This window comes from Acinetobacter sp. ANC 3929 (assembly GCF_000369405.1).
Taxonomy (GTDB): domain Bacteria; phylum Pseudomonadota; class Gammaproteobacteria; order Pseudomonadales; family Moraxellaceae; genus Acinetobacter.
In genome coordinates this window covers 633,449-653,053 of sequence record NZ_KB849998.1, presented here as the reverse complement: position 1 = coordinate 653,053, position 19,605 = coordinate 633,449, and the positions used below count along the sequence as shown (strand labels likewise).

The following is a 19,605-nucleotide window of genomic DNA, read 5'->3' as shown; positions in this document are numbered from 1 at the left end:
ATTAAATATAAATGATGGACTCGATTAAGCTCGCGCTGCTTTATACAGCATTTGCTATGGTTGCTACTTTTTGCAATATTATAGCACAAGATATTTCCAGTTATATTTATGTTGGAAATTTTTATATTTTTATTTCAATTTTTGTCGGTACAGGTGTTGGTTTAATTGTTAAGTATATCTTAGATAAAAAGTATATTTTTAAATATAAAACACAAAATACCAAACATGATGGAAAGGTTTTTCTGCTGTATACCATTATGGGTATCTTTACTACGATTATTTTCTGGGGTTTTGAGTTTGGCTTTCATGCAGTTTTTGGAACCAAAGAAATGCGCTACATGGGTGGAATAATCGGTCTAATGATTGGCTATATTTGCAAATATTATTTAGATAAACATTTTGTGTTTCGTAAAGTTGGGGCATAAATGAAAACAATGCAGGCTTGGGGTAGGCTTTCTGACGCTGAACATCAGGTTATTCCTTTACTAACACCTTCACGAGCATCCAGACAAATAAGACATGGTACGTTCCCAGGTATCGCTCATGGTATGGGGCGTAGTTATGGTGATGTGGCATTAAATGGTAGTGGCCTTTTATGGCTGACCACAGCTATGAATCATTTGATTTCTTTTGATTTGAACACTGGAATTTTACACTGCGAATCAGGTGCTACTTTACAAGACATTCATCGGACACTGATCCCGCAAGGCTGGATGTTACCTGTAACACCAGGCACGCAGATGATTACCGTAGGTGGAGCCATTGCCAATGATGTCCATGGTAAAAACCACCACGCTTTTGGCTCTTTTGGCGACCATGTTCTGCAGATTAAATTACTGCGTACGGATGGTGAAATTATTGAGTGCTCAAAGACTGAAAGGGCAGATTGGTTTTATGCAACCTTAGGTGGGATTGGCCTAACTGGTATAATCTTAGAAGCCAAAATTCAGTTACGTCCAGTCCAAAGTTCTTGGATTGATTCAGAAACCATTCCTTATCACAATCTAGATGAATTTTTTGCACTCTCTGATTCATCTGAACCAGATTGGGAATATACGGTATCTTGGATTGATTGTATGAATGGTGCAAATGCTAAGGGACTTTTTTCACGAGGTAATCTCGCGGGTCAATCGACTCAAATCGAACCTAAAATAAAAGATAAAGTATTTCCGATTAATCCGCCTATTTCATTGGTCAATAAACTTAGTTTACCGATCTTTAATTTTTCCTATTTCCATGGAAACTCGCTAAAAAGACAGCCGCAAAAAGTACATTATGAGCCATTCTTTTATCCATTAGATGCTATGCATGAATGGAATAAAATGTATGGACCAAAAGGGTTTTACCAATATCAAAGTGTAGTGCCGAAAGACATTGGCAAAGAAGTCACTCAAGAAATGTTAAACACCATTAAAAAATCAGGTGAAGGCTCATTTTTAGCAGTATTAAAAACATTTGGCGATCGTGAGTCAGGTGGATTACTGAGTTTTCCAAAATCGGGTGTTACGTTGGCATTGGATTTCCCAAATCGTGGTGAAAAAACCTTAAAGCTGTTAAATGAATTGGATCATATTGTGCAACAAGCACAAGGTCGTCTTTATTTAGCCAAAGATGCTCGTATGCCAAGATCACTATTTGAAGCGGGCTATCCACGCTTTACTGAATTTTTAAAATATCGGGACCCAGGCATCAGCTCGGAAATGTCTCGTCGTCTATTAGGGGCCTAAATGTCAAATCAAGCAAAAATCTTAATTGTGGGTGGAACTTCTGCTATTGCCGAACACTGCGCCAGACTCTGGCTGAAGCAGCAACCTTGTGAGGTTATTCTATTAGGTCGAGACCAAGACAAATTACAGCGTGTTGCGAATGATCTTAAAGTCCGCACTCCGCAAGCGAATATCGAATTGCAGACCGTTGATTTCTTAAATGCGGCGGCAATTCAGGATTGTATTGATAGCATCAATCAACAGGGAAAAATCGATATTGCTCTGGTTGCACATGGCAATTTACCTGATCAAGAGCAATGTCAAAATGATCTAGTCCAATGTCAGCAGGCAATCGAAGTGAATGCGCTTTCACCTGTGCTATTTACTGAAATTATTGCGAAACATATGATTGAACATAATCATGGGAAATTGGCCGTGATTGGTTCAGTCGCGGGTGATCGTGGTCGTAAATCAAATTATGTATATGGTGCATCAAAAGCACTGCTTGATAAGTATCTACAAGGATTGCAACATCGCCTTGCTTTAATCGGTTCTCAAGTCACAGCAACTTTAATCAAACCCGGTCCGACAGCAACGCCAATGACGGCTGGAATGTCAGGCAAAGGTAAGCTTGCGTCACCAGAACAAGTTGCGAATGATATTGTGCAAGGAATTGATAAAGGTAAATTAACCATTTACACACCAGGTAAATGGGCAATCATTATGATGATTATTCGAAATTTACCTTTCTTTTTATTTAAAAAAATGGATATATAAACAATATGTATCAACTAAAAAGCCCAATCATCTATTGGGCTTTTTAGTTGATGTTTACTATAAACTTTTATACATCTCATCAGGTTTTATTTCCCTCACACTTCTTACATTCCAGCATCACCCCTAATTTTTCATTGCGCCCTTGTTCGGTTAATACCCAAGGACGATTTTGCCGAGGTGGATCATGGCGCATATGCTGCCCATGTCCACAGGCGAGGTCTGCAACCCAATGTTTTTGCTCATCGAGATGAAAACCGACAATCGATTGCTGTATTTAATTTTCCATAGACTCGAGTTTAGATTGTTCCAAACCTTTTAAAAAACGATGGCATAAGTTATGAATCGCCAGCAGATCATTTGGGTCCATACCCAACGAACAGGCAAGCTTAAACGGAATCAGGGTGATTTCATCTTTTGACGCCAGCGCCTTTTCCAGCAAAATTACTTTTTTCATCCGCTCATCTTCTTTGACCGCAACACGTTTTAAAAACTGCTTTTCTTCGAGTTTTTTAATAATCGGTGTCAGCGTTCCCGAATCAAAAAAAGTCTTTTGTCCAATCTCAGACAACATCACATTGTCTTGCTCATACAAAGCCAGCAATACAATAAATTGCGGATAGGTCAGATCATATTCCTGCAGCAAAGGACGATACTGGCGAATCATCGCATTGGTCGCGGAATACATGGCAAAACACACTTGGTTTTCCAAAAATGAAACTTCAGCCATGATGCTTTTTCCTCGACTTGATTGTTGAACATTCAGTATAAATTGGATTGCACAAAAAGTACATTGTACATAATAAACTTGCGCACAATATAATTGTGTGCAATATTAAATAAACAAGCTGAATGATTAAGCAAACTATTTTGAGCAATTCCATATTGGATAGATGAGAGAACACCTATGAGCAAGATTTATGATTTTCAGGCTGAACTGCTAGAAGGCGAACAAAAGAACCTCGCGGACTACCAAGGCAAAGTTTTATTGGTGGTGAATACCGCAAGTCAATGTGGTCTAACGCCACAATTTGAAGGTTTGGAAAAGTTATATCAGGACTATCAACAGCAAGGTCTGGTGATTCTCGGTTTTCCATGTAATCAATTTGCCAATCAAGATCCATCGAGCAATGAAGAAATTGGCAGCTTCTGTCAGCGTAACTATGGGGTGTCTTTCCCGATGTTTGCCAAGGTCGATGTCAATGGTCCAACTGCACATCCCTTGTATCAATATCTCACTTCTGAAGCTAAAGGTTTCCTCGGCAGCAGCATTAAATGGAACTTCACCAAATTCCTAATCAATCAAAACGGTGAAGTGGTTAAGCGTTATGCGCCAATCACTAAACCTGAAAAAATTGCCAAAGATATTCAAAAACTTTTGGCTTGATTTAAATTTAAATTGCAATGCTTTTCAAATTACTGGCGGTGGATTCATTTGCCAGTAATTTTTTATTTTTCATCTGTAATAAAGTAGCCTATTCAAATAAATTGAATCTAGTGATTTGAATAAATTAGAATTTTTTAGATTTAATAATTACATAACTTGTTTAAACATCATCAGTAAACTTCGTTATACTTTTTGCCAAGATTAAAAATACGAGCGTCAGAATATGCGTGTACTTGTAGTGATGGACCCGATTGAAACCGTGAATCTCAAAAAAGATTCAACCATGGCGATGTTATGGGCGGCCAGTCGTCGCGGACATGAATTGGGTTATGCATTACAACACGATTTATATATCGACCAAGGCAAAGCTTTTGGTCTGATCTCACCTTTAAAAGTGTTTGAAGATTATAACCATTATTATGAGCTGGGCGAAAAACGCAAAGAATCACTGGCGGATTACGATGTGGTATTAATGCGTAAAGACCCACCGTTTGACATGAATTTTGTCTACACCACCTATATTTTGGAACAGGCTGAGCGTGAAGGTGCTTGGATCATCAATAAACCACAATCATTACGTGATTGTAATGAAAAGCTGTTTGCAACCCAATTTCCAGAGCTACAAGTCCCAACTCTAGTGACTTCACAACAAAGCCTGATTCGTGAATTTATCAAAGAACATGGCGATGTGATTGTGAAACCATTAGATGGTATGGGCGGTATGGGGATTTTCCGTTTATATCAAGATGGGGTGAATATTGGTTCGACTTTGGAAATGCTGACAGAAATGGGGACATGCCCAATCATGGCGCAGCGCTATATTCCTGAGATTGTCGAGGGCGATAAACGTATCTTGATGGTGAATGGTGAACCGATTCCGTATTGTTTAGCGCGTATTCCACAAAATGGGGAAGTGCGTGGTAACTTGGCAGCAGGTGGTTTGGGGCAGGCGCGTCCACTCAGTGAAAACGATAAATTAATTGCCGCGAAAGTCGGTCCATTCCTACGTGAAAAAGGTTTGGTCTTTGTTGGCTTGGATGTAATTGGTAACTATGTGACTGAGATTAATGTGACGAGTCCAACCTGTATTCGTGAGATTGATGCACAATTTGGGACGTCAATTGCCGATGATCTTTTTGCGGTGTTAGAAGCAGGTCGTCAAAACTAAAAAAGTTTCACTTTTTGACCAAAATGCCCGTTTGTATTGAATGAAAATTTGGATGCAAATGGGCATTTGCATATCGGCAGAACCTTGTTTTTAACAAAGAATCGAAAAAAGCCCAGCTTTCTGTTGTAAACAAGTGAAATTCGCTTTTCGTGAATGAAGCTTTAGGATTAAAATAACTGCCGAAAACAATAGACGATAACCTTCTTTTTTTTGAGTTGAAGAATTAGACCGTGACCAATTCACCGCAAAACAAACCCAAACATGTCATGATGATGGCCGCAGGTACTGGTGGACATGTTTTCCCCGCACTTGCTGTTGCCAAACAGCTGCAACAGGAGGGCTGCCAAGTCTCTTGGTTAGCGACGCCTACGGGAATGGAAAATCGGTTACTCAAAGATCAAAATATTCCAATTTATCAAATTGATATTCAAGGTGTACGGGGCAATGGCTTAGTCCGAAAGCTCAGCGCACCTTTTAAAATTTTAAAAGCAACGTTAAGCGCAATGCGCTACATGAAACAGCTGAAAATTGATGCTGTGGCTGGTTTTGGTGGTTATGTCGCAGGCCCAGGTGGCTTGGCTGCACGCTTACTGGGTATTCCTGTGTTGATTCATGAGCAAAATGCGATTGCAGGTTTTACCAACACTCAATTGGCACGTATTGCCAAGACCGTGTGTCAGGCTTTTCCAAATACATTTGCAAACAGTGGTAAAGTCGTGACCACAGGTAATCCTGTGCGTGCGGAAATCACTGCGATTTTAAATCCTTCTTGGCGCTATCAAACCCGTGAACAGGAACAATTGCCAATCAATATTCTGATTGTTGGTGGTTCACTTGGCGCACAGGCATTGAATGAGCGTTTGCCTGAAGCTTTGAAAAAGGTCAATATGCCGCTCAAGGTATTCCACCAGTGTGGTCAAAACAAGCAAGATGCCACGCGTGCGATGTATCAAGGTGCACCTGCAAGTTTGGATATTCAAGTAGAACCCTTTATTCACGATATGGCAAAAGCCTATAGTGAGGCAGATTTGATTATTTGCCGTGCTGGCGCTTTAACTGTTACTGAAGTCGCAACAGCAGGTTTGGCAGCGATTTTTGTACCTTTACCAATTGCGGTGGATGGCCACCAAACGGCAAATGCTAAATTCTTGGCGAATGCAGGCGCGGCCAAGATTTGCCAACAAGCAGACATGACACCTGTTGTTTTAGATGAGTTATTAGCGACCCTATTAAATCGTCAGCTCCTCTCTGAAATGGCTGTAAAAGCACGTCAACAAGCACAACCGAATGCAACTCAGCATGTGGTTGATCTGATTAAAAAATTGTAATTCGAGTTTATTTATGTCTCCTACAAATCCAAACCAAGCCAAAAAGCTGATTAAAGTGCCAGAAATGCGCCGTATTAAAAATATCCACTTTGTTGGTATTGGTGGTGCGGGGATGTGCGGTATTGCTGAAGTATTGAGTAACCAAGGTTATAAAATTTCAGGCTCAGACATTAAAGCGTCGAAAACCACAGCTCAACTCGAAGCCAATGGTATTAAAGTATTTATTGGCCATTCAGCTGACAATATTAAAAATGCCAATGTGTTGGTGGTGTCGACTGCGATTGATCCTGAAAACCCAGAAATTAAAGCAGCCATCGAACAGCGTACGCCAATCGTGCGTCGTGCGGAAATGTTAGGTGAATTGATGCGCTACCGTCATGGTATTGCGGTTGCGGGAACGCATGGCAAAACCACGACCACCAGTTTGTTGACGACGATGTTGGCAGAAGAAAATCTTGATCCTACCTATGTGATTGGTGGTTTGCTGAATAGCACAGGTGTAAATGCAGCATTGGGTGAAAGCCGTTTTATTGTGGCGGAAGCTGATGAGTCAGATGCTTCTTTCTTGTATTTACAGCCGATGGCTGCCATCGTGACCAATATCGATGCAGATCATATGGATACCTATGAAGGTAGCTTTGATAAGTTAAAAGATACCTTTATTCAATTCTTACATAACTTGCCATTCTATGGCTTGGCTGTGGTCTGTGGCGATGATGCCAATATTCGTGAGATTCTTCCACGTGTTGGTCGTCCAGTATTGACCTATGGCTTTGCTGAAGACAATGACATCCGTGCGATAGATGTTGTACAAGAAGGCATGCAGTCGCATTTTACCGTATTACGTAAAGACCGTGAGCCATTGCGAGTCACCATTAATCAACCAGGTTTGCATAATGTCTTGAATGCATTGGCTGCGATTGGTGTAGCAACTGATGAAGGTGTTTCTGATGGTGCGATTTGCCGTGCTTTAGAAGGCTTTAGTGGTGTGGGACGTCGCTTCCAAGTTCAAGGTGAATATGAAGTGGGTGAAGGCTTAGTGAAATTGGTGGATGACTATGGTCACCATCCAAAAGAAGTTGAAGCCACTATTAAAGCAGCGCGTGCCAGCCATCCAGACCGTCGTTTAGTGATGTTGTTCCAGCCGCACCGTTTTAGCCGTACCCGTGATTGTTTTGACGATTTTGTTGATGTGTTATCGCAAGTTGATCAACTATTATTACTAGAGGTTTATCCAGCCGGTGAAAAACCGATTGTGGGTGCAGATAGCCGTGCTTTGGCACGCAGTATTCGCCTGCGTGGCGAAGTTGAACCGATCTTGGTTGATCCAGTGGAAGGCAATTTACCGAACGTTTTACAAAAAGTGTTACAAGCGGATGACCTGTTATTAACACAAGGCGCGGGTAACGTTGGTGCAATTTCGGTAGAATTGGCTCAGCATCGCTTGTATGCCAAATAATTTTGTTTTGTGATTATTAAAAGTTTTAAGGATATAAACGTGTCAAATGCTGCAAAATTCGGCAAAGTTGCTGTGTTATTTGGTGGGAAGTCGGCTGAGCGTGCTGTGTCATTGGACAGCGGCCAAGCTGTTTTAGAGGCGTTATTGCGTTCGGGCGTTCAGGCTGAAGCATTTGACCCGCAAGATCGTAGTGTGACTGAGTTAGTTGCTTATGATCGTGCATTTATCGTATTGCATGGTCGTGGCGGTGAAGATGGTCAGATCCAGGGTGTATTGGAGTGGTTAAACCTTCCTTATACGGGCACAGGCGTGCAAGGTTCTGCGATTGGTATGGATAAAGTTAAAACCAAGCAAATCTGGCAGGGTAGTGACTTGCCAACCGCACCTTATCGGATTATCACCAAAGATACGGATCTTGAACCTGTGATTGCTGACTTGGGCTTACCTGTGATTATCAAGCCTGTGCATGAAGGCTCAAGTGTCGGTATGAGCAAGGTTGAGAAAGCTGAGGATTTTGCTGCTGCAATTGAAAAAGCAACTCAGCATGATGCTGTAGTGATGGCAGAAAAATGGATTACAGGTCGTGAATTTACGATCTCATTCTTGAATGGTCAGCCATTGCCCGTGATTCGTTTACAGCCACCAGCAGACGTTGCCTTTTATGACTATGCAGCAAAGTATCAGCGTAATGATGTGGAATATGGCATTCCTTGCGGTTTAAGCGAAGTAGAAGAGAAGAGCTTACAAGCACTCTGCTTACGCGCTTTCCAAGCCGTAGGTGCAGAAGGTTGGGGCCGTATTGATGCGATGCAGGATGAACAGGGGAACTTCTGGTTGTTAGAAGTGAACACAGTTCCAGGTATGACCAGCCATTCTTTGGTACCAAAAGCAGCGCAAGCTGTCGGTTATAGTTTTGATCAGCTTTGTGTTGCTATTTTAGAGCAAACCTTAGCAGCATCGGCTTAACGATTTATGGCTCAGCTTCCTGCCTCTATGCGCCGTAAAACACGGCCGGCCATTAGCTCGATTCACGAGAAACCGCCTTCGCCTAAACAAAAAATGGTGAATGCGGGCGGTTGGTTGTTACTGGTGATTGCATTTGCTGTATTGGCGCTGGGTCTGTTTGGCTTGTATAAAGTCATGACGGATGCACGAGTTGCGCAGTTGCAGGTCGTTGGGACCAATTCTGATGTTGAAAATCAACAGCTGGTTCAATTTCTCAATCCAATTGTTAAAGATAACTACTTCACTTCAGATTTAGAACAGATTCGAGATCAAGCATTAAAAGTGTCTTGGGTTGATCGTGTGGTGGTGTCACGGGCTTGGCCAAATGCAATTCGAGTGCGGGTAATGCCGCGTCATGCGATTGCACGTTGGGGAACAGGGCGTTTGCTGAGTGACAATGGCGATGTATTTAGTGAGGCAGTGCCAACAGCACATCCAAACTTGCCGCTTTTACACGGGCCAGCCAGCCAATCCAAAATGATGATGCGTCGCTATAATGAAATTAATCAACTGTTTCATCCAGCGAATTTGAGATTAAAAGAATTGTATTTAACCGAGCGTATGACTTGGTTCATGCAGTTTGATTCAGGCCTACGGATTATTGTAGACCAAGATCAAACCATGAATAAGTTGCAACGCTTAAGCCATTTGGCACAAACGGATTTAAAACCTGTATGGTCAAAAATCACGGCGATTGATTTGCGTTATCGGAATGGTTTGGCTATTCAGTGGAAAAACGCAGCTCCGCCAAAGATTGTTAACGGTCAGTTAGTTGTAACGATTGATGACACAAGCCTTGCAGGGGCAATTCAGGCAAAGCCATAATACGTGGCTTGAAAATAAAGGACAGTTGTCCTAAACAACACTAAAGATATGGTATTGAAGTAATGAGTGAAGCTGTTCCCTCAGTTGTTGCGATTGATATTGGGACTCATAAAGTCTCAGTTTTGATTGGTAAGATCCATGCACCAGATAAGATCCAAGTCATTGGCATGGCAACTGCTCGCAACCGAGGTATGGTTAAAGGCAAGATTGTTAGCTTAGACAAGGTGATTGCGGCGATTAAGAATGCAGTATCCGAAGCTGAGGATATGGCGGAGTGTCGTATTCATAGTGCGTGGGTGTCGATTCCAAGTACAGAATTACAAAGTTTTTACGCATCAGGCCGTACCCCAGTCGCCAACCACGATCATATTATTACGACGAATGAAGTGGTTCGTGCACTAGAGTTGGCTAAAGCGAGTCATGTATCACCAGATTATTACCTCGCCAGTGCTGTGCCATTGGGCTTTGAGCTTGGTGATTCAGCTGAATGGGTACAAAACCCGGTGAATATGTCTGCGCATAGCATGACGGGTCATTATCAGTTGATGATGATGCCGATCAGCACCATGCAAAACCTTGATCGTGCCATGAAAGGGGCCAATATCGGGGTGGAAAAAATGGTGGTGTCTTGCTTGGCAACCGCTGAAGCCAGTCTGCTCAAAGATGAAAAAGAATATGGTGTATGTTTAGTTGATATTGGTGCAGGAATTACCAATATTGCGGTGTATTTGGATGGTCGTTTGGCTTTGGCACGAACCTTGCCGCGTGGTGGTGAGAATGTCACCCGTGATATTGCCGCTGTTTTACAGACCACAACCGAAGAAGCTGAACGCATCAAAATTTTGCATGGTTGTGTTGACTTAAGTGTGGTGAAACCAGATCACATGATTCAAGTGCAAGCGATTGACGGTACGCAAACCATCAGTCGTATTGAGCTTGCAGAAATCATCATTGCACGGTATGAAGAAATCTTCAGTTTAATTCGTGAAGAACTGGAACATAGTGGTGCGATTCATGGTCTCTACCATGGTGTGGTACTCACAGGCGATTCTTGTCAAATTGAAGGTATGGTGAATTTGGCGCGTCGTATGCTGGGCGTGTCTGCACACTTGGGCAATCCGCCATTACAAGTTTATGCAGATGATCAACATTTACCAGCCTTGCGTCGTTCAATGTACGCTACAGTATCGGGCTTATTGATGTTTAGCCAAAGCGATTTGCAAGATACCGTTGAAGAACCAGAAGAAGCAAGTGATCGTAGTTTTGTTGATCGTGTTGCCAATGGTTGGAATGCATTAAATAGCAAATTAAAGGCCATCTTTTAAGTTGTAGTTATTTTTGGGAAAATTTGTTAGGAAGTTGTTCTAAATCCGCCACTGTACTTGACAAGCTGGTGATTATTGAACAGCATCCTACACATCAGTTGTTTAAGAATCAGGGCAGTAACGGGCTGAAGTAACTGCCATTAATATTAGGAAATCTAAAGGTCATGGCCTCATTTGAATTTATAGAAGATGAACTAGACAATGGCAACGGTCAAGCCCGTTTCACAGTATTTGGTGTTGGTGGTGGTGGCGGTAATGCCGTGCAGCATATGGCGCAATCTGATATTCAGGGTGTAAAGTTCGTTTGTGCAAATACAGACAAACAAGCATTAGATAGCATGAATGCACCATTCAAAATTCAATTGGGTGAACAAAGTACGCGTGGTTTGGGCGCTGGAGCGAATCCAGAAGTTGGTCAAATTGCAGCTGAAGAAAGTCGTGACGTGATCCGTCAGCACCTTGAAGGTACTGACATGGTGTTCGTTACTGCAGGCATGGGTGGCGGTACAGGTACAGGTGCTGCGCCAGTGGTTGCTGAAGTTGCCAAAGAAATGGGTATCTTGACCGTGGGTGTGGTGACTACGCCATTCAACTTTGAAGGTCGTCGTCGTCAAAAGTCTGCTGAGAAAGGGATTGATGCTTTAGAAGCACACGTTGATTCATTGATCATCATTCCAAACCAACGCTTACTCAGCGTTTATGGTGATATCTCAATGAAAGATGCCTATAAAAAGGCAGATGATGTATTGTTGAATGCTGTACGTAGTATCTTTGATTTGGTGGTTAATCGTGGTCATATTAACCTCGACTTCGCCGATTTGAAAACAGCAATGAGTACGCGCGGTTATGCGATGATGGGTGCTGGTTTGGGTCGTGGTGAAGATCGTGCTCGTCAAGCAGCTGAACAGGCGATTCGTAGTCCATTGCTTGATAATGTGAATATTATCAATGCGAAAGGCGTATTGATCAACATTACGGGTGGTGATGATATCACCTTGCGTGAAACTGAAATTATTACCGATGTCGTCAACCAAATCGTTGATTTGGACGAAGGTGAAATTTTCTACGGTACTGTGTTTGATCCAGATGCACGTGATGAACTCCGTGTTACTGTGATTGCAACAGGTTTAACACGTAATGCGAGTGAAGTTGATCAGAAGAGACGTGCGGTGGTTTCACATGCACCTGCTTCGCAAGCGGCTCAGCAATCTGTGGATGAAGATGATGTTCCAGCGATCAGCAAACGTGCAAATGTTGATGCTTCTGCGAGTGCAGCAGCAAATTCTACGCCACGTTCATCACCAATGAGCATTCAAGACTATCTGAAAAATCAACAGCGTAAATAATAAAATCATATATTTAGAGAAAGGGGGCAACGAATTGCCCCCTTTTTTATTTTTTTAAAATGGCAAAATATGCTAAGTTATATCGGTTTTTGCAAATGAAGTTGGTATGGCATGTTGAAACAACGTACTCTCAAACGTGTGGTGAAAGCGAGCGGGATTGGTCTGCACAGTGGTCAGAAGGTGCTGATTAATTTTGTTCCACATCATATTGATGGAGGTATTGTCTTTCGCCGTATCGACTTAAATCCCCCTGTTGACATTCTTGCCAACGCTTTATTGATTCAAGAAGCCTTTATGTGCTCGAACTTAGTTCGTGAAGACATCAAGGTTGGTACTATTGAACATGTCATGAGTGCGATTGCTGGATTAGGAATCGACAATCTGATCGTTGAAGTGTCTGCCTCTGAAGTGCCGATTATGGATGGAAGTGCGGGGCCCTTTATCTATTTGCTAATGCAAGGTGAACTGGCGGAGCAAGATGCACCAAAGAAGTTCATTCGTATTTTAAAGCCAGTCGAGGCTTTAATTGATGACAAAAAAGCAATTTTCTCACCACATTCAGGCTTCCAACTCAACTTTACCATCGATTTTGACCATCCAGCATTTGCCAAAGAATACCAGTCAGCCACCATCGATTTTTCTACAGAAACTTTTGTCTATGAAGTCAGTGAAGCAAGGACCTTTGGCTTTATGAAAGATTTAGATTATTTGAAAGCCAATAATTTGGCACTAGGTGCGAGTTTAGAAAATGCGATTGGTGTCGATGATACAGGGGTGGTGAATGAGGAGGGTTTACGCTTTGCCGATGAGTTTGTGCGTCACAAAATTCTAGATGCGGTGGGTGATTTGTATTTGCTTGGGCATCAAATTATTGCCAAGTTTGATGGGTATAAGTCAGGGCATGCGCTGAATAATCAGCTATTACGCAATGTTCAAAATGATCCAAGCAGCTATGAAATTGTAACATTTAATAACGAGAGTGATTGTCCAATTCCTTATGTAAGTGTGACATAAGTCATTGTCTTTTATTGCCTATGTTATGTTATAACAATTAAATATGAGATTTGCATCACATAAAAATAGTGTGTATTCCAACACTTAATATATGAAGTTTACTTTTTATTGCTTGCCAAACGTAGTAAAGCTTGGCTAAGCTTAGGGTCGCTCACATATTCAGCGGCGCTGCGTAAAAGCTCTTGGGTCTCTGATGTCAGTGTTTTTGTTGGGGGAGAGGGTTCACGAGAGACAACATTCTTGTTTCTTAAACGAACTTGGATTTTTCGTAATTCCTTGAGTCCTTCGAGCTGAGCTAACTGCGCAACATAGTGGCTTTGTAAATAGCTGAGTTGACTAATCATTGCTTGATTTTCACCGGTTATGATCAAAACCCCGTGTTGATAACAAACAACTTGCCATTGCTCTGGTTGGGGTAATAACGGTTGAATAATTTTCGTAAGTTGTTTCCATTGTGTTACTTGCGTCGTCAGAAGCGTTAAGTTTCCAGTTTTTATATGTTGTCCTTTCTGTTGGAAAACGTTGTTAGGTTCAGACATGTGACTTCCTCGGAGGTAATGTGTCCATCTTAAGCGTTTGGTTCAGCTGTTATCAAGGAACAGATGATAAAGGAACGTTTGAAGGACGGTTTCAAGAGGTTTTTTATGCATCATACGCGTCGTATTTTACTCGCATTTTCATTGGCTGCTTCAGCTGCTTCGGTTGCTTTTGCAGATTATCAGAACATTGGTCAGACGACAGGCGATGACCGCTTAGAGCAATTATCAAAAACCTTAGCTCAAGGTTCTTATACTCATTCAGCTGATATGGATTTGCCAGCTGTATCGAATGTGTCAGTTAAATTACGCGAAAAAACCATTGAATTGAATAATGCGACGATCGAGAAGAAATATGGCCGTTCAGCGATTTCAACTCAAGACAACGCACCGTCATTTTCAGCAAACACTGGTTATTCTTGGCTAGTTAGCCATCCGCTAGAAGAAGGTCGCGTAAGTTCTTCTTGGGGCAATCGCACACTACTCGGTTCTACTCGCCACCATTCAGGTGTTGACCTTGCTGCACCGTCTGGTACGCCAATCTATGCAACAGGCCCTGGTGTGGTGACAAAATCAGGGTGGGGTACGGGTTATGGTCAATATGTTGAAATTGATCATGGCAATGGTTACATCACTCGTTACGCACATGCTTCGCGCTTAATCGTCAGTGCTGGTGATCGTGTAGGTGCTGGTGAACATATTGCAAATGTAGGTTGTACAGGTCGTTGTACTGGACCACATTTACACTTTGAAGTTGTAAAAGATGGGCAACGTAAAAATCCATCAACTTATTTAGCAATGTTGCCTTAATGTAATTTGTTAACAGTTGTATATCAATATTTAAAAAAATCGCCTTTATTGGCGATTTTTTATGTGTTTTGTTTCATTTAGGTCAATGACTATTTTGTCAGAAAATAATAAGGCGTTTTGCATTCATCTGGGGCAATAGTTCTATCACAGCAAAACATGATAAAAATAGGGTCGACAAATAACTTAAGGGAAAAGGTGAATTGTATGGCGTTTTATGGCGACTCTGACGCGCAAGAAACCCAAGAATGGCAAGAAGCATTTGATTCAGTATTACAACATATGGGCACGGAACGTGCTGCCTTCTTACTAGAAAAACTTTATCAACGGGCTATTGCAAAACACGTTCCAATCCAACGCATCAATACACCTTATCTCAACACCATTTCAGTTGAAGAACAACCAGCAATGCCTGGCGATCAGGATATGGAACGCCGTATCCGTGCCTTGATCCGCTGGAATGCTTTGGCAATGGTATTACGTGCGAATAAAACGGGCGATGACCTTGGTGGTCACCTTGCAAGTTTTGCATCGTCTGCAACATTGTACGACGTTGGTTTTAACCATTTCTTCCGCGCTGCCTCTGACAACTTTGGCGGCGATATGATTTATTATCAAGGTCACTGTGCTCCTGGTATTTATGCACGTTCTTTTCTCGAAGGACGTTTAAATGAAGAGCAGTTAAGTAATTTCCGCCGTGAAGTGGGCGGTAACGGTTTACCAAGCTATCCACATCCATATTTAATGCCGGACTATTGGCAATTCCCAACCGTCTCAATGGGTCTTGGTCCAATCATGTCGATTTATCAGGCACACATTCAAAAATATTTGATGAATCGCGGCTTGATCAAAGAAGAAGATCGTAAAGTCTGGGCATATCTTGGCGATGGTGAGATGGATGAGCCAGAAAGTACGGGTGCAATTTCACTGGCCGGTCGTGAAAAGCTTGATAACCTCATTTGGGTGGTGAACTGCAACTTACAGCGCCTCGATGGTCCTGTACGTGGTAACGGTAAAATTATTCAAGAATTAGAATCTTTATTCCGCGGTGCGGGTTGGCGTGTCATTAAAGTGGTGTGGGGCCGTCATTGGGACCCGCTTCTTGCAAAAGACAGCTCAGGCGCTTTAAAAGCGGTGATGGATGAAACAGTTGATGGTGAGTATCAGCGTTATCAAGTGAAAGGCGGTGCGTATACACGGGAGAAATTCTTTGGCAAGTACCCTGAAGCTGCGGAACTTGTAAAAGATTTAAGCGATGAAGACATCGATAATCTTAACCGTGGTGGTCATGACCCGTACAAAGTTTTTGCTGCGTATGCAGAAGCAATGAAAGCCAAAGGTCAACCAACCGTTATTCTTGCGAAAACGGTTAAAGGTTACGGCTTGTCTGAAGAAATTGAAGCGGTGAACAAAACTCACCAAATCAAAAAAATGCAGATCGACTCTTTGAAATATGTACGTGACCGTTTTAACTTGCCATTTACAGATGATAAGTTAGAAGAGCTCCCATTCTATCGCCCGAGTGAAAACTCTCCAGAAATGAAGTATATGAAGGCGCGCCGTGAAGCATTAGGGGGTTATCTACCTGCACGTCGTCGAGAAAGTGAAACTTTAGCGATTCCTGAATTATCTGTATTTGATGCCGTATTAAATGGTTCAGGTGGTAAAGAGCAATCGACTACGATGGTGATGGTGCGTTTAATTGCTGCTTTACTGAAAGAGAAAGCAATTAAAGACCGCGTAGTACCAATCGTTCCAGATGAAGCACGTACTTTTGGTTTAGAAGGGATGTTCCGTCAGCTCGGTATTTATGCCGCTCACGGTCAAAAATATACCCCAGAAGACCAAGAACAGTTAATGCATTACCGTGAAGCAAGTGACGGTCACATGTTGCAAGAAGGAATTAACGAAGCCGGTGCGATGAGTGCATGGGCTGCGTTGGCAACCAGTTATTCAACCAATAACTTGCCGATGATTCCAATGTACATGTACTACTCAATGTTTGGTTTCCAACGTATTGGTGACATTGCATGGGCTGCTGGTGATGCACAGGCACAAGGTTTCTTGCTTGGTGCGACTGCCGGTCGTACCACATTGAACGGTGAAGGTTTACAGCACCAAGATGGTCATTCACATATCTTGGCGAACACAATTCCAAACTGTGTATCTTATGATCCGTGTTTTGGCTATGAATTGGCTGTGATCGTCCATGACGGTTTACAACGGATGTATGTGAACCAAGAGCGAGTGTTCTATTACTTAACCGTAATGAACGAAAACTACGAGCATCCTGCAATGCCAGAAGGCGCTGAGGAAGGCATCAAACGTGGTATGTACTTGTTCGAAAAAGACGAAAAAGCCACTGTGCAATTACTGGGTTCAGGTGTCATTCTGCGTGAAGTGATTAAAGCTGCGAAAATCTTACGTGATGAATACCAAATTCACTCAAACGTTTGGAGTGTAACTAGCTTCAATGAGTTGTCTCGTGATGGCATGGCATGTGAAGAATACAACCGCTTACACCCACTGACTGAAGAAGTGAAAGAATCTTGGGTATCTAAACAGTTACGTGGTACGGAAGGTATTGTCGTTTCTGCGACAGATCATATGCGTGCGTATAGCGAACAAATCCGTGCATATCTCCCAGATGGTCGTCCATTTGTTGCATTAGGTACTGATGGTTACGGTCGTTCAGATACGCGTGCAAACTTACGTAGTTTCTTTGGTGTTGATGCTGCGCATATCGTGGTTGCGACTTTGAAAAAACTCGCTGACGAAGGCGAAGTAGATGCACGTTTAGTCAAAGATGCAATTTCTAACTTTGAATTAGATACGGATCGTCCAGTGGCATGGGCACCACAAGCGCATCCAGAAGTTCAGGCAGTTGCTGAATACAATGAAACACAAACAGGTGAGGGGAAATAATTATGCAAATCCAAGCACCTGATATTGGCGTAGATAAAGCGCTCGTTGCAGAAATTTTGGTCAAAGTTGGCGACCATGTTGCAGTTGATGATAGCCTTCTGGTTTTAGAGTCAGATAAGGCAACGGTAGAAGTACCAAGCACTGCGGCAGGTATTGTGAAAAGTATTCTGGTTCAACAGGGTGATGAAGTCTCTGAAGGCGTTGCATTGGTTGAATTAGAGTCTGAGTCTGAGTCTGCTGCTGAAGCACCTGCGAACGAAGCACCGAAATCAGAAGCACCAAAGGCAGAAGCAAAACCAGTGCAAGCTGAAACAAAAGCACAACCAGCTGCCACTCCAGCAGCGACAGCAAGTCAGGTTGTGGATGTAAAAGTTCCAGATATTGGTGTCGAAAAAGCGTTGGTTGCAGAAGTGTTGGTCAAAGTCGGTGATCAAATTGAACCTGAACAAAGTATTGTTGTGGTTGAATCTGACAAGGCGACTGTAGAAGTACCAAGCTCGGTTGCGGGGATTGTGGAAGCAATCCAGATTAAAGAAGGCGACAGCATCAAAGAAGGCGTGGTATTGATTCAGGTCAAGACTGCGAGCGCTGCAACGCCATCTGAACCGCAAGCGGCTCCAACTCAAATAGAAACGCCAGTCGCAACGACTGAAGCACCAGCTGCAAGCAATACTTCAACAGGTAATATTGAAATTGAAGTGCCTGATCTGGGTGTAGAAAAAGCACTTGTTTCAGAAATTCTGGTCAATGTCGGTGATCGTGTTGAAGCTCAACAAAGCCTATGTGTGGTTGAGTCGGATAAGGCATCTGTTGAAGTGCCAAGCTCGGTAGCGGGGATTGTGAAAGCGATTCATGTTTCTGCCAATCAAGAAGTGCGTCAAGGCGTAGCTTTGGCAACGATTGAGGTTAGTGGTCAGGCTGCTACTCCAGAAGCACCAAAAGCTCAACCAGCTACTGCGCCTGCTACTCAAGCAGCACCAGCAAAACCGCAAGCAACAGCGGCTGCAGCACCAAGTGCACCAGCACATGCTGAGAAGTTAACCAAAGAGCAAGAGGCAGAAAATGCCAAGGTCTATGCTGGTCCAGCTGTGCGTAAATTAGCACGAGAGTTGGGTGTTGTGCTTGGACAGGTGAAAGCGTCTGGTGAGCATGATCGTGTCATTAAGGAAGATGTATTTGCTTATGTGAAAACACGTCTTACTGCACCACAGGCAGCACCTAGCTCTCAAGCAGCTCCAGTGGCTTCAGGCTTACCGAAGTTGCCAGACTTTAGCGCATTTGGTGGTGGTGAAGCGAAAGCGATGACACGTTTGCAGCAGGTTTCTGTTCCGCAATTGTCATTGAATAATTTCATTCCTCAAGTAACGCAGTTTGACTTGGCGGATATTACTGAACTCGAAGCTTGGCGTGGTGAGCTGAAAGATGGTTTTAAAAAGCAAGGTCTCAGCTTAACCATTTTGGCCTTTATTGCCAAAGCCGTTGCACACCTGCTGAAAGAAGAGCCTTATTTTGCAGGGCATTTGGCGGATGACCAAAAGTCAGTATTATTGCGTAATGAGATTCATATGGGGATTGCAGTCGCAACGCCAGATGGCTTAACCGTTCCTGTATTGCGTAATCCAGACCAGAAATCAATTAAGCAAATTGCAGCTGAATTGGCTGAACTTAGCCAAAAAGCGCGTGATCGCAAGTTGTCACCGAAAGACTTACAAGGCGCTAACTTTACCATTACCAGCCTAGGCAGTATTGGTGGAACAGCATTCACACCGTTGGTGAACTGGCCTCAAGTTGCGATTTTAGGTATTTCACCAGCAACCATGCAGCCCGTGTGGAATGGTAAAGACTTTGATCCGCGTTTGATGTTGCCATTGTCATTGTCTTATGACCATCGTGTGATTAATGGTGCAGATGCCGCGCGCTTTACCAATAAGCTGACCAAGTTGCTCAAAGATATTCGTAGCTTATTGCTCTAATTAGTATTTGAATTTAGAAAACCTCGC

General features: G+C 42.7%; 18 protein-coding genes. 15 read left to right on the top strand and 3 right to left on the bottom strand.

Features of this window, described 5'->3' with window-relative positions:
• Positions 1 to 11: 11 nt before the first annotated feature.
• Genes F909_RS13235 through F909_RS13245 form a run of 3 tightly spaced genes read left to right on the top strand, consistent with a single transcriptional unit; the run spans position 12 to position 2,483 of the window.
• Positions 12 to 425: a GtrA family protein gene (locus F909_RS13235; RefSeq protein ID WP_005147688.1), complete on the top strand. Its 414-nt coding sequence runs from the start codon at positions 12 to 14 to the stop codon at positions 423 to 425.
• The gene (locus tag F909_RS13240; protein WP_005147687.1) at positions 426 to 1,727 is read left to right on the top strand and encodes an FAD-binding oxidoreductase; all 1,302 of its coding nucleotides are present in this window, start codon (positions 426 to 428) and stop codon (positions 1,725 to 1,727) included.
• The gene (locus F909_RS13245; RefSeq protein WP_005147685.1) at positions 1,728 to 2,483 is read left to right on the top strand and encodes an SDR family NAD(P)-dependent oxidoreductase; all 756 of its coding nucleotides are present in this window, start codon (positions 1,728 to 1,730) and stop codon (positions 2,481 to 2,483) included.
• Between the two features lie 79 nt (positions 2,484 to 2,562).
• On the opposite strand, the gene F909_RS20765 is transcribed toward F909_RS13245, so the two are convergent.
• Both F909_RS20765 and F909_RS13250 read right to left on the bottom strand, forming a co-directional pair.
• Positions 2,563 to 2,757, bottom strand: coding sequence for a DUF3565 domain-containing protein (locus F909_RS20765; protein WP_081401905.1), 195 nt, complete (start codon positions 2,755 to 2,757; stop codon positions 2,563 to 2,565).
• A complete protein-coding gene (locus F909_RS13250; protein ID WP_005147683.1) occupies positions 2,758 to 3,210 on the bottom strand; it encodes a MarR family winged helix-turn-helix transcriptional regulator in 453 nt (150 codons plus the stop codon).
• Positions 3,211 to 3,387: 177 nt separating this feature from the next.
• Between F909_RS13250 and F909_RS13255 the strand changes: the two genes are divergently transcribed.
• The 9 genes from F909_RS13255 to lpxC all read left to right on the top strand — a co-directional run bounded on the left by F909_RS13255 (position 3,388) and on the right by lpxC (position 13,337).
• Positions 3,388 to 3,867, top strand: a complete 480-nt coding sequence (locus F909_RS13255) for a glutathione peroxidase (protein WP_005147681.1) — start codon at positions 3,388 to 3,390, stop codon at positions 3,865 to 3,867.
• A 223-nt stretch (positions 3,868 to 4,090) separates the two neighbouring features.
• Positions 4,091 to 5,035: a glutathione synthase gene (gene gshB / locus F909_RS13260; protein WP_005147678.1), complete on the top strand. Its 945-nt coding sequence runs from the start codon at positions 4,091 to 4,093 to the stop codon at positions 5,033 to 5,035.
• A 230-nt stretch (positions 5,036 to 5,265) separates the two neighbouring features.
• Positions 5,266 to 6,363, top strand: coding sequence for an undecaprenyldiphospho-muramoylpentapeptide beta-N-acetylglucosaminyltransferase (gene murG, locus F909_RS13265; protein WP_081401904.1), 1,098 nt, complete (start codon positions 5,266 to 5,268; stop codon positions 6,361 to 6,363).
• A gap of 13 nt (positions 6,364 to 6,376) precedes the next feature.
• On the top strand, positions 6,377 to 7,822 hold the full coding sequence (murC, locus tag F909_RS13270) for a UDP-N-acetylmuramate--L-alanine ligase (RefSeq protein ID WP_005147674.1): 1,446 nt from the start codon (positions 6,377 to 6,379) through the stop codon (positions 7,820 to 7,822).
• A 39-nt stretch (positions 7,823 to 7,861) separates the two neighbouring features.
• A complete protein-coding gene (locus F909_RS13275) occupies positions 7,862 to 8,788 on the top strand; it encodes a D-alanine--D-alanine ligase (RefSeq protein WP_005147672.1) in 927 nt (308 codons plus the stop codon).
• A gap of 6 nt (positions 8,789 to 8,794) precedes the next feature.
• Positions 8,795 to 9,652, top strand: a complete 858-nt coding sequence (locus tag F909_RS13280; RefSeq protein WP_005147664.1) for a cell division protein FtsQ/DivIB — start codon at positions 8,795 to 8,797, stop codon at positions 9,650 to 9,652.
• A gap of 62 nt (positions 9,653 to 9,714) precedes the next feature.
• Entirely contained in the window at positions 9,715 to 10,977 is a 1,263-nt protein-coding gene (ftsA, locus tag F909_RS13285) for a cell division protein FtsA (RefSeq protein ID WP_005147662.1), read from the top strand.
• A 164-nt stretch (positions 10,978 to 11,141) separates the two neighbouring features.
• On the top strand, positions 11,142 to 12,323 hold the full coding sequence (ftsZ, locus tag F909_RS13290; protein ID WP_005147661.1) for a cell division protein FtsZ: 1,182 nt from the start codon (positions 11,142 to 11,144) through the stop codon (positions 12,321 to 12,323).
• Positions 12,324 to 12,434: 111 nt separating this feature from the next.
• A complete protein-coding gene (gene lpxC, locus F909_RS13295) occupies positions 12,435 to 13,337 on the top strand; it encodes a UDP-3-O-acyl-N-acetylglucosamine deacetylase (protein ID WP_005147660.1) in 903 nt (300 codons plus the stop codon).
• Positions 13,338 to 13,435: 98 nt separating this feature from the next.
• Here lpxC and F909_RS13300 read toward each other — a convergent pair whose 3' ends face one another.
• The gene (locus F909_RS13300; RefSeq protein ID WP_005147659.1) at positions 13,436 to 13,876 is read right to left on the bottom strand and encodes a DciA family protein; all 441 of its coding nucleotides are present in this window, start codon (positions 13,874 to 13,876) and stop codon (positions 13,436 to 13,438) included.
• A gap of 105 nt (positions 13,877 to 13,981) precedes the next feature.
• Between F909_RS13300 and F909_RS13305 the strand changes: the two genes are divergently transcribed.
• The 3 genes from F909_RS13305 (at position 13,982) to F909_RS13315 (ending at position 19,578) form a co-directional block, all read left to right on the top strand.
• A complete protein-coding gene (locus F909_RS13305; RefSeq protein ID WP_005147657.1) occupies positions 13,982 to 14,683 on the top strand; it encodes a M23 family metallopeptidase in 702 nt (233 codons plus the stop codon).
• Between the two features lie 204 nt (positions 14,684 to 14,887).
• The gene (aceE, locus tag F909_RS13310; RefSeq protein ID WP_005147655.1) at positions 14,888 to 17,605 is read left to right on the top strand and encodes a pyruvate dehydrogenase (acetyl-transferring), homodimeric type; all 2,718 of its coding nucleotides are present in this window, start codon (positions 14,888 to 14,890) and stop codon (positions 17,603 to 17,605) included.
• A gap of 2 nt (positions 17,606 to 17,607) precedes the next feature.
• Positions 17,608 to 19,578, top strand: coding sequence for a 2-oxo acid dehydrogenase subunit E2 (locus F909_RS13315; RefSeq protein ID WP_005147652.1), 1,971 nt, complete (start codon positions 17,608 to 17,610; stop codon positions 19,576 to 19,578).
• Positions 19,579 to 19,605 lie beyond the last annotated feature (27 nt).

Excerpts from the sequence above, each read along its gene's own strand:
- F909_RS13235 (WP_005147688.1), top strand. The coding sequence starts at position 12 with ATGATGGACTCGATTAAGCTCGCGCTGCTTTATACAGCATTTGCTATG.
- F909_RS13240 (WP_005147687.1), top strand. The coding sequence starts at position 426 with ATGAAAACAATGCAGGCTTGGGGTAGGCTTTCTGACGCTGAACATCAG.
- F909_RS13245 (WP_005147685.1), top strand. The coding sequence starts at position 1,728 with ATGTCAAATCAAGCAAAAATCTTAATTGTGGGTGGAACTTCTGCTATT.
- F909_RS13250 (WP_005147683.1), bottom strand. The coding sequence starts at position 3,210 with ATGGCTGAAGTTTCATTTTTGGAAAACCAAGTGTGTTTTGCCATGTAT.
- F909_RS13255 (WP_005147681.1), top strand. The coding sequence starts at position 3,388 with ATGAGCAAGATTTATGATTTTCAGGCTGAACTGCTAGAAGGCGAACAA.
- gshB (WP_005147678.1), top strand. The coding sequence starts at position 4,091 with ATGCGTGTACTTGTAGTGATGGACCCGATTGAAACCGTGAATCTCAAA.
- murC (WP_005147674.1), top strand. The coding sequence starts at position 6,377 with ATGTCTCCTACAAATCCAAACCAAGCCAAAAAGCTGATTAAAGTGCCA.
- F909_RS13280 (WP_005147664.1), top strand. The coding sequence starts at position 8,795 with ATGGCTCAGCTTCCTGCCTCTATGCGCCGTAAAACACGGCCGGCCATT.
- ftsA (WP_005147662.1), top strand. The coding sequence starts at position 9,715 with ATGAGTGAAGCTGTTCCCTCAGTTGTTGCGATTGATATTGGGACTCAT.
- ftsZ (WP_005147661.1), top strand. The coding sequence starts at position 11,142 with ATGGCCTCATTTGAATTTATAGAAGATGAACTAGACAATGGCAACGGT.
- lpxC (WP_005147660.1), top strand. The coding sequence starts at position 12,435 with ATGTTGAAACAACGTACTCTCAAACGTGTGGTGAAAGCGAGCGGGATT.
- F909_RS13300 (WP_005147659.1), bottom strand. The coding sequence starts at position 13,876 with ATGTCTGAACCTAACAACGTTTTCCAACAGAAAGGACAACATATAAAA.
- F909_RS13305 (WP_005147657.1), top strand. The coding sequence starts at position 13,982 with ATGCATCATACGCGTCGTATTTTACTCGCATTTTCATTGGCTGCTTCA.
- aceE (WP_005147655.1), top strand. The coding sequence starts at position 14,888 with ATGGCGTTTTATGGCGACTCTGACGCGCAAGAAACCCAAGAATGGCAA.
- F909_RS13315 (WP_005147652.1), top strand. The coding sequence starts at position 17,608 with ATGCAAATCCAAGCACCTGATATTGGCGTAGATAAAGCGCTCGTTGCA.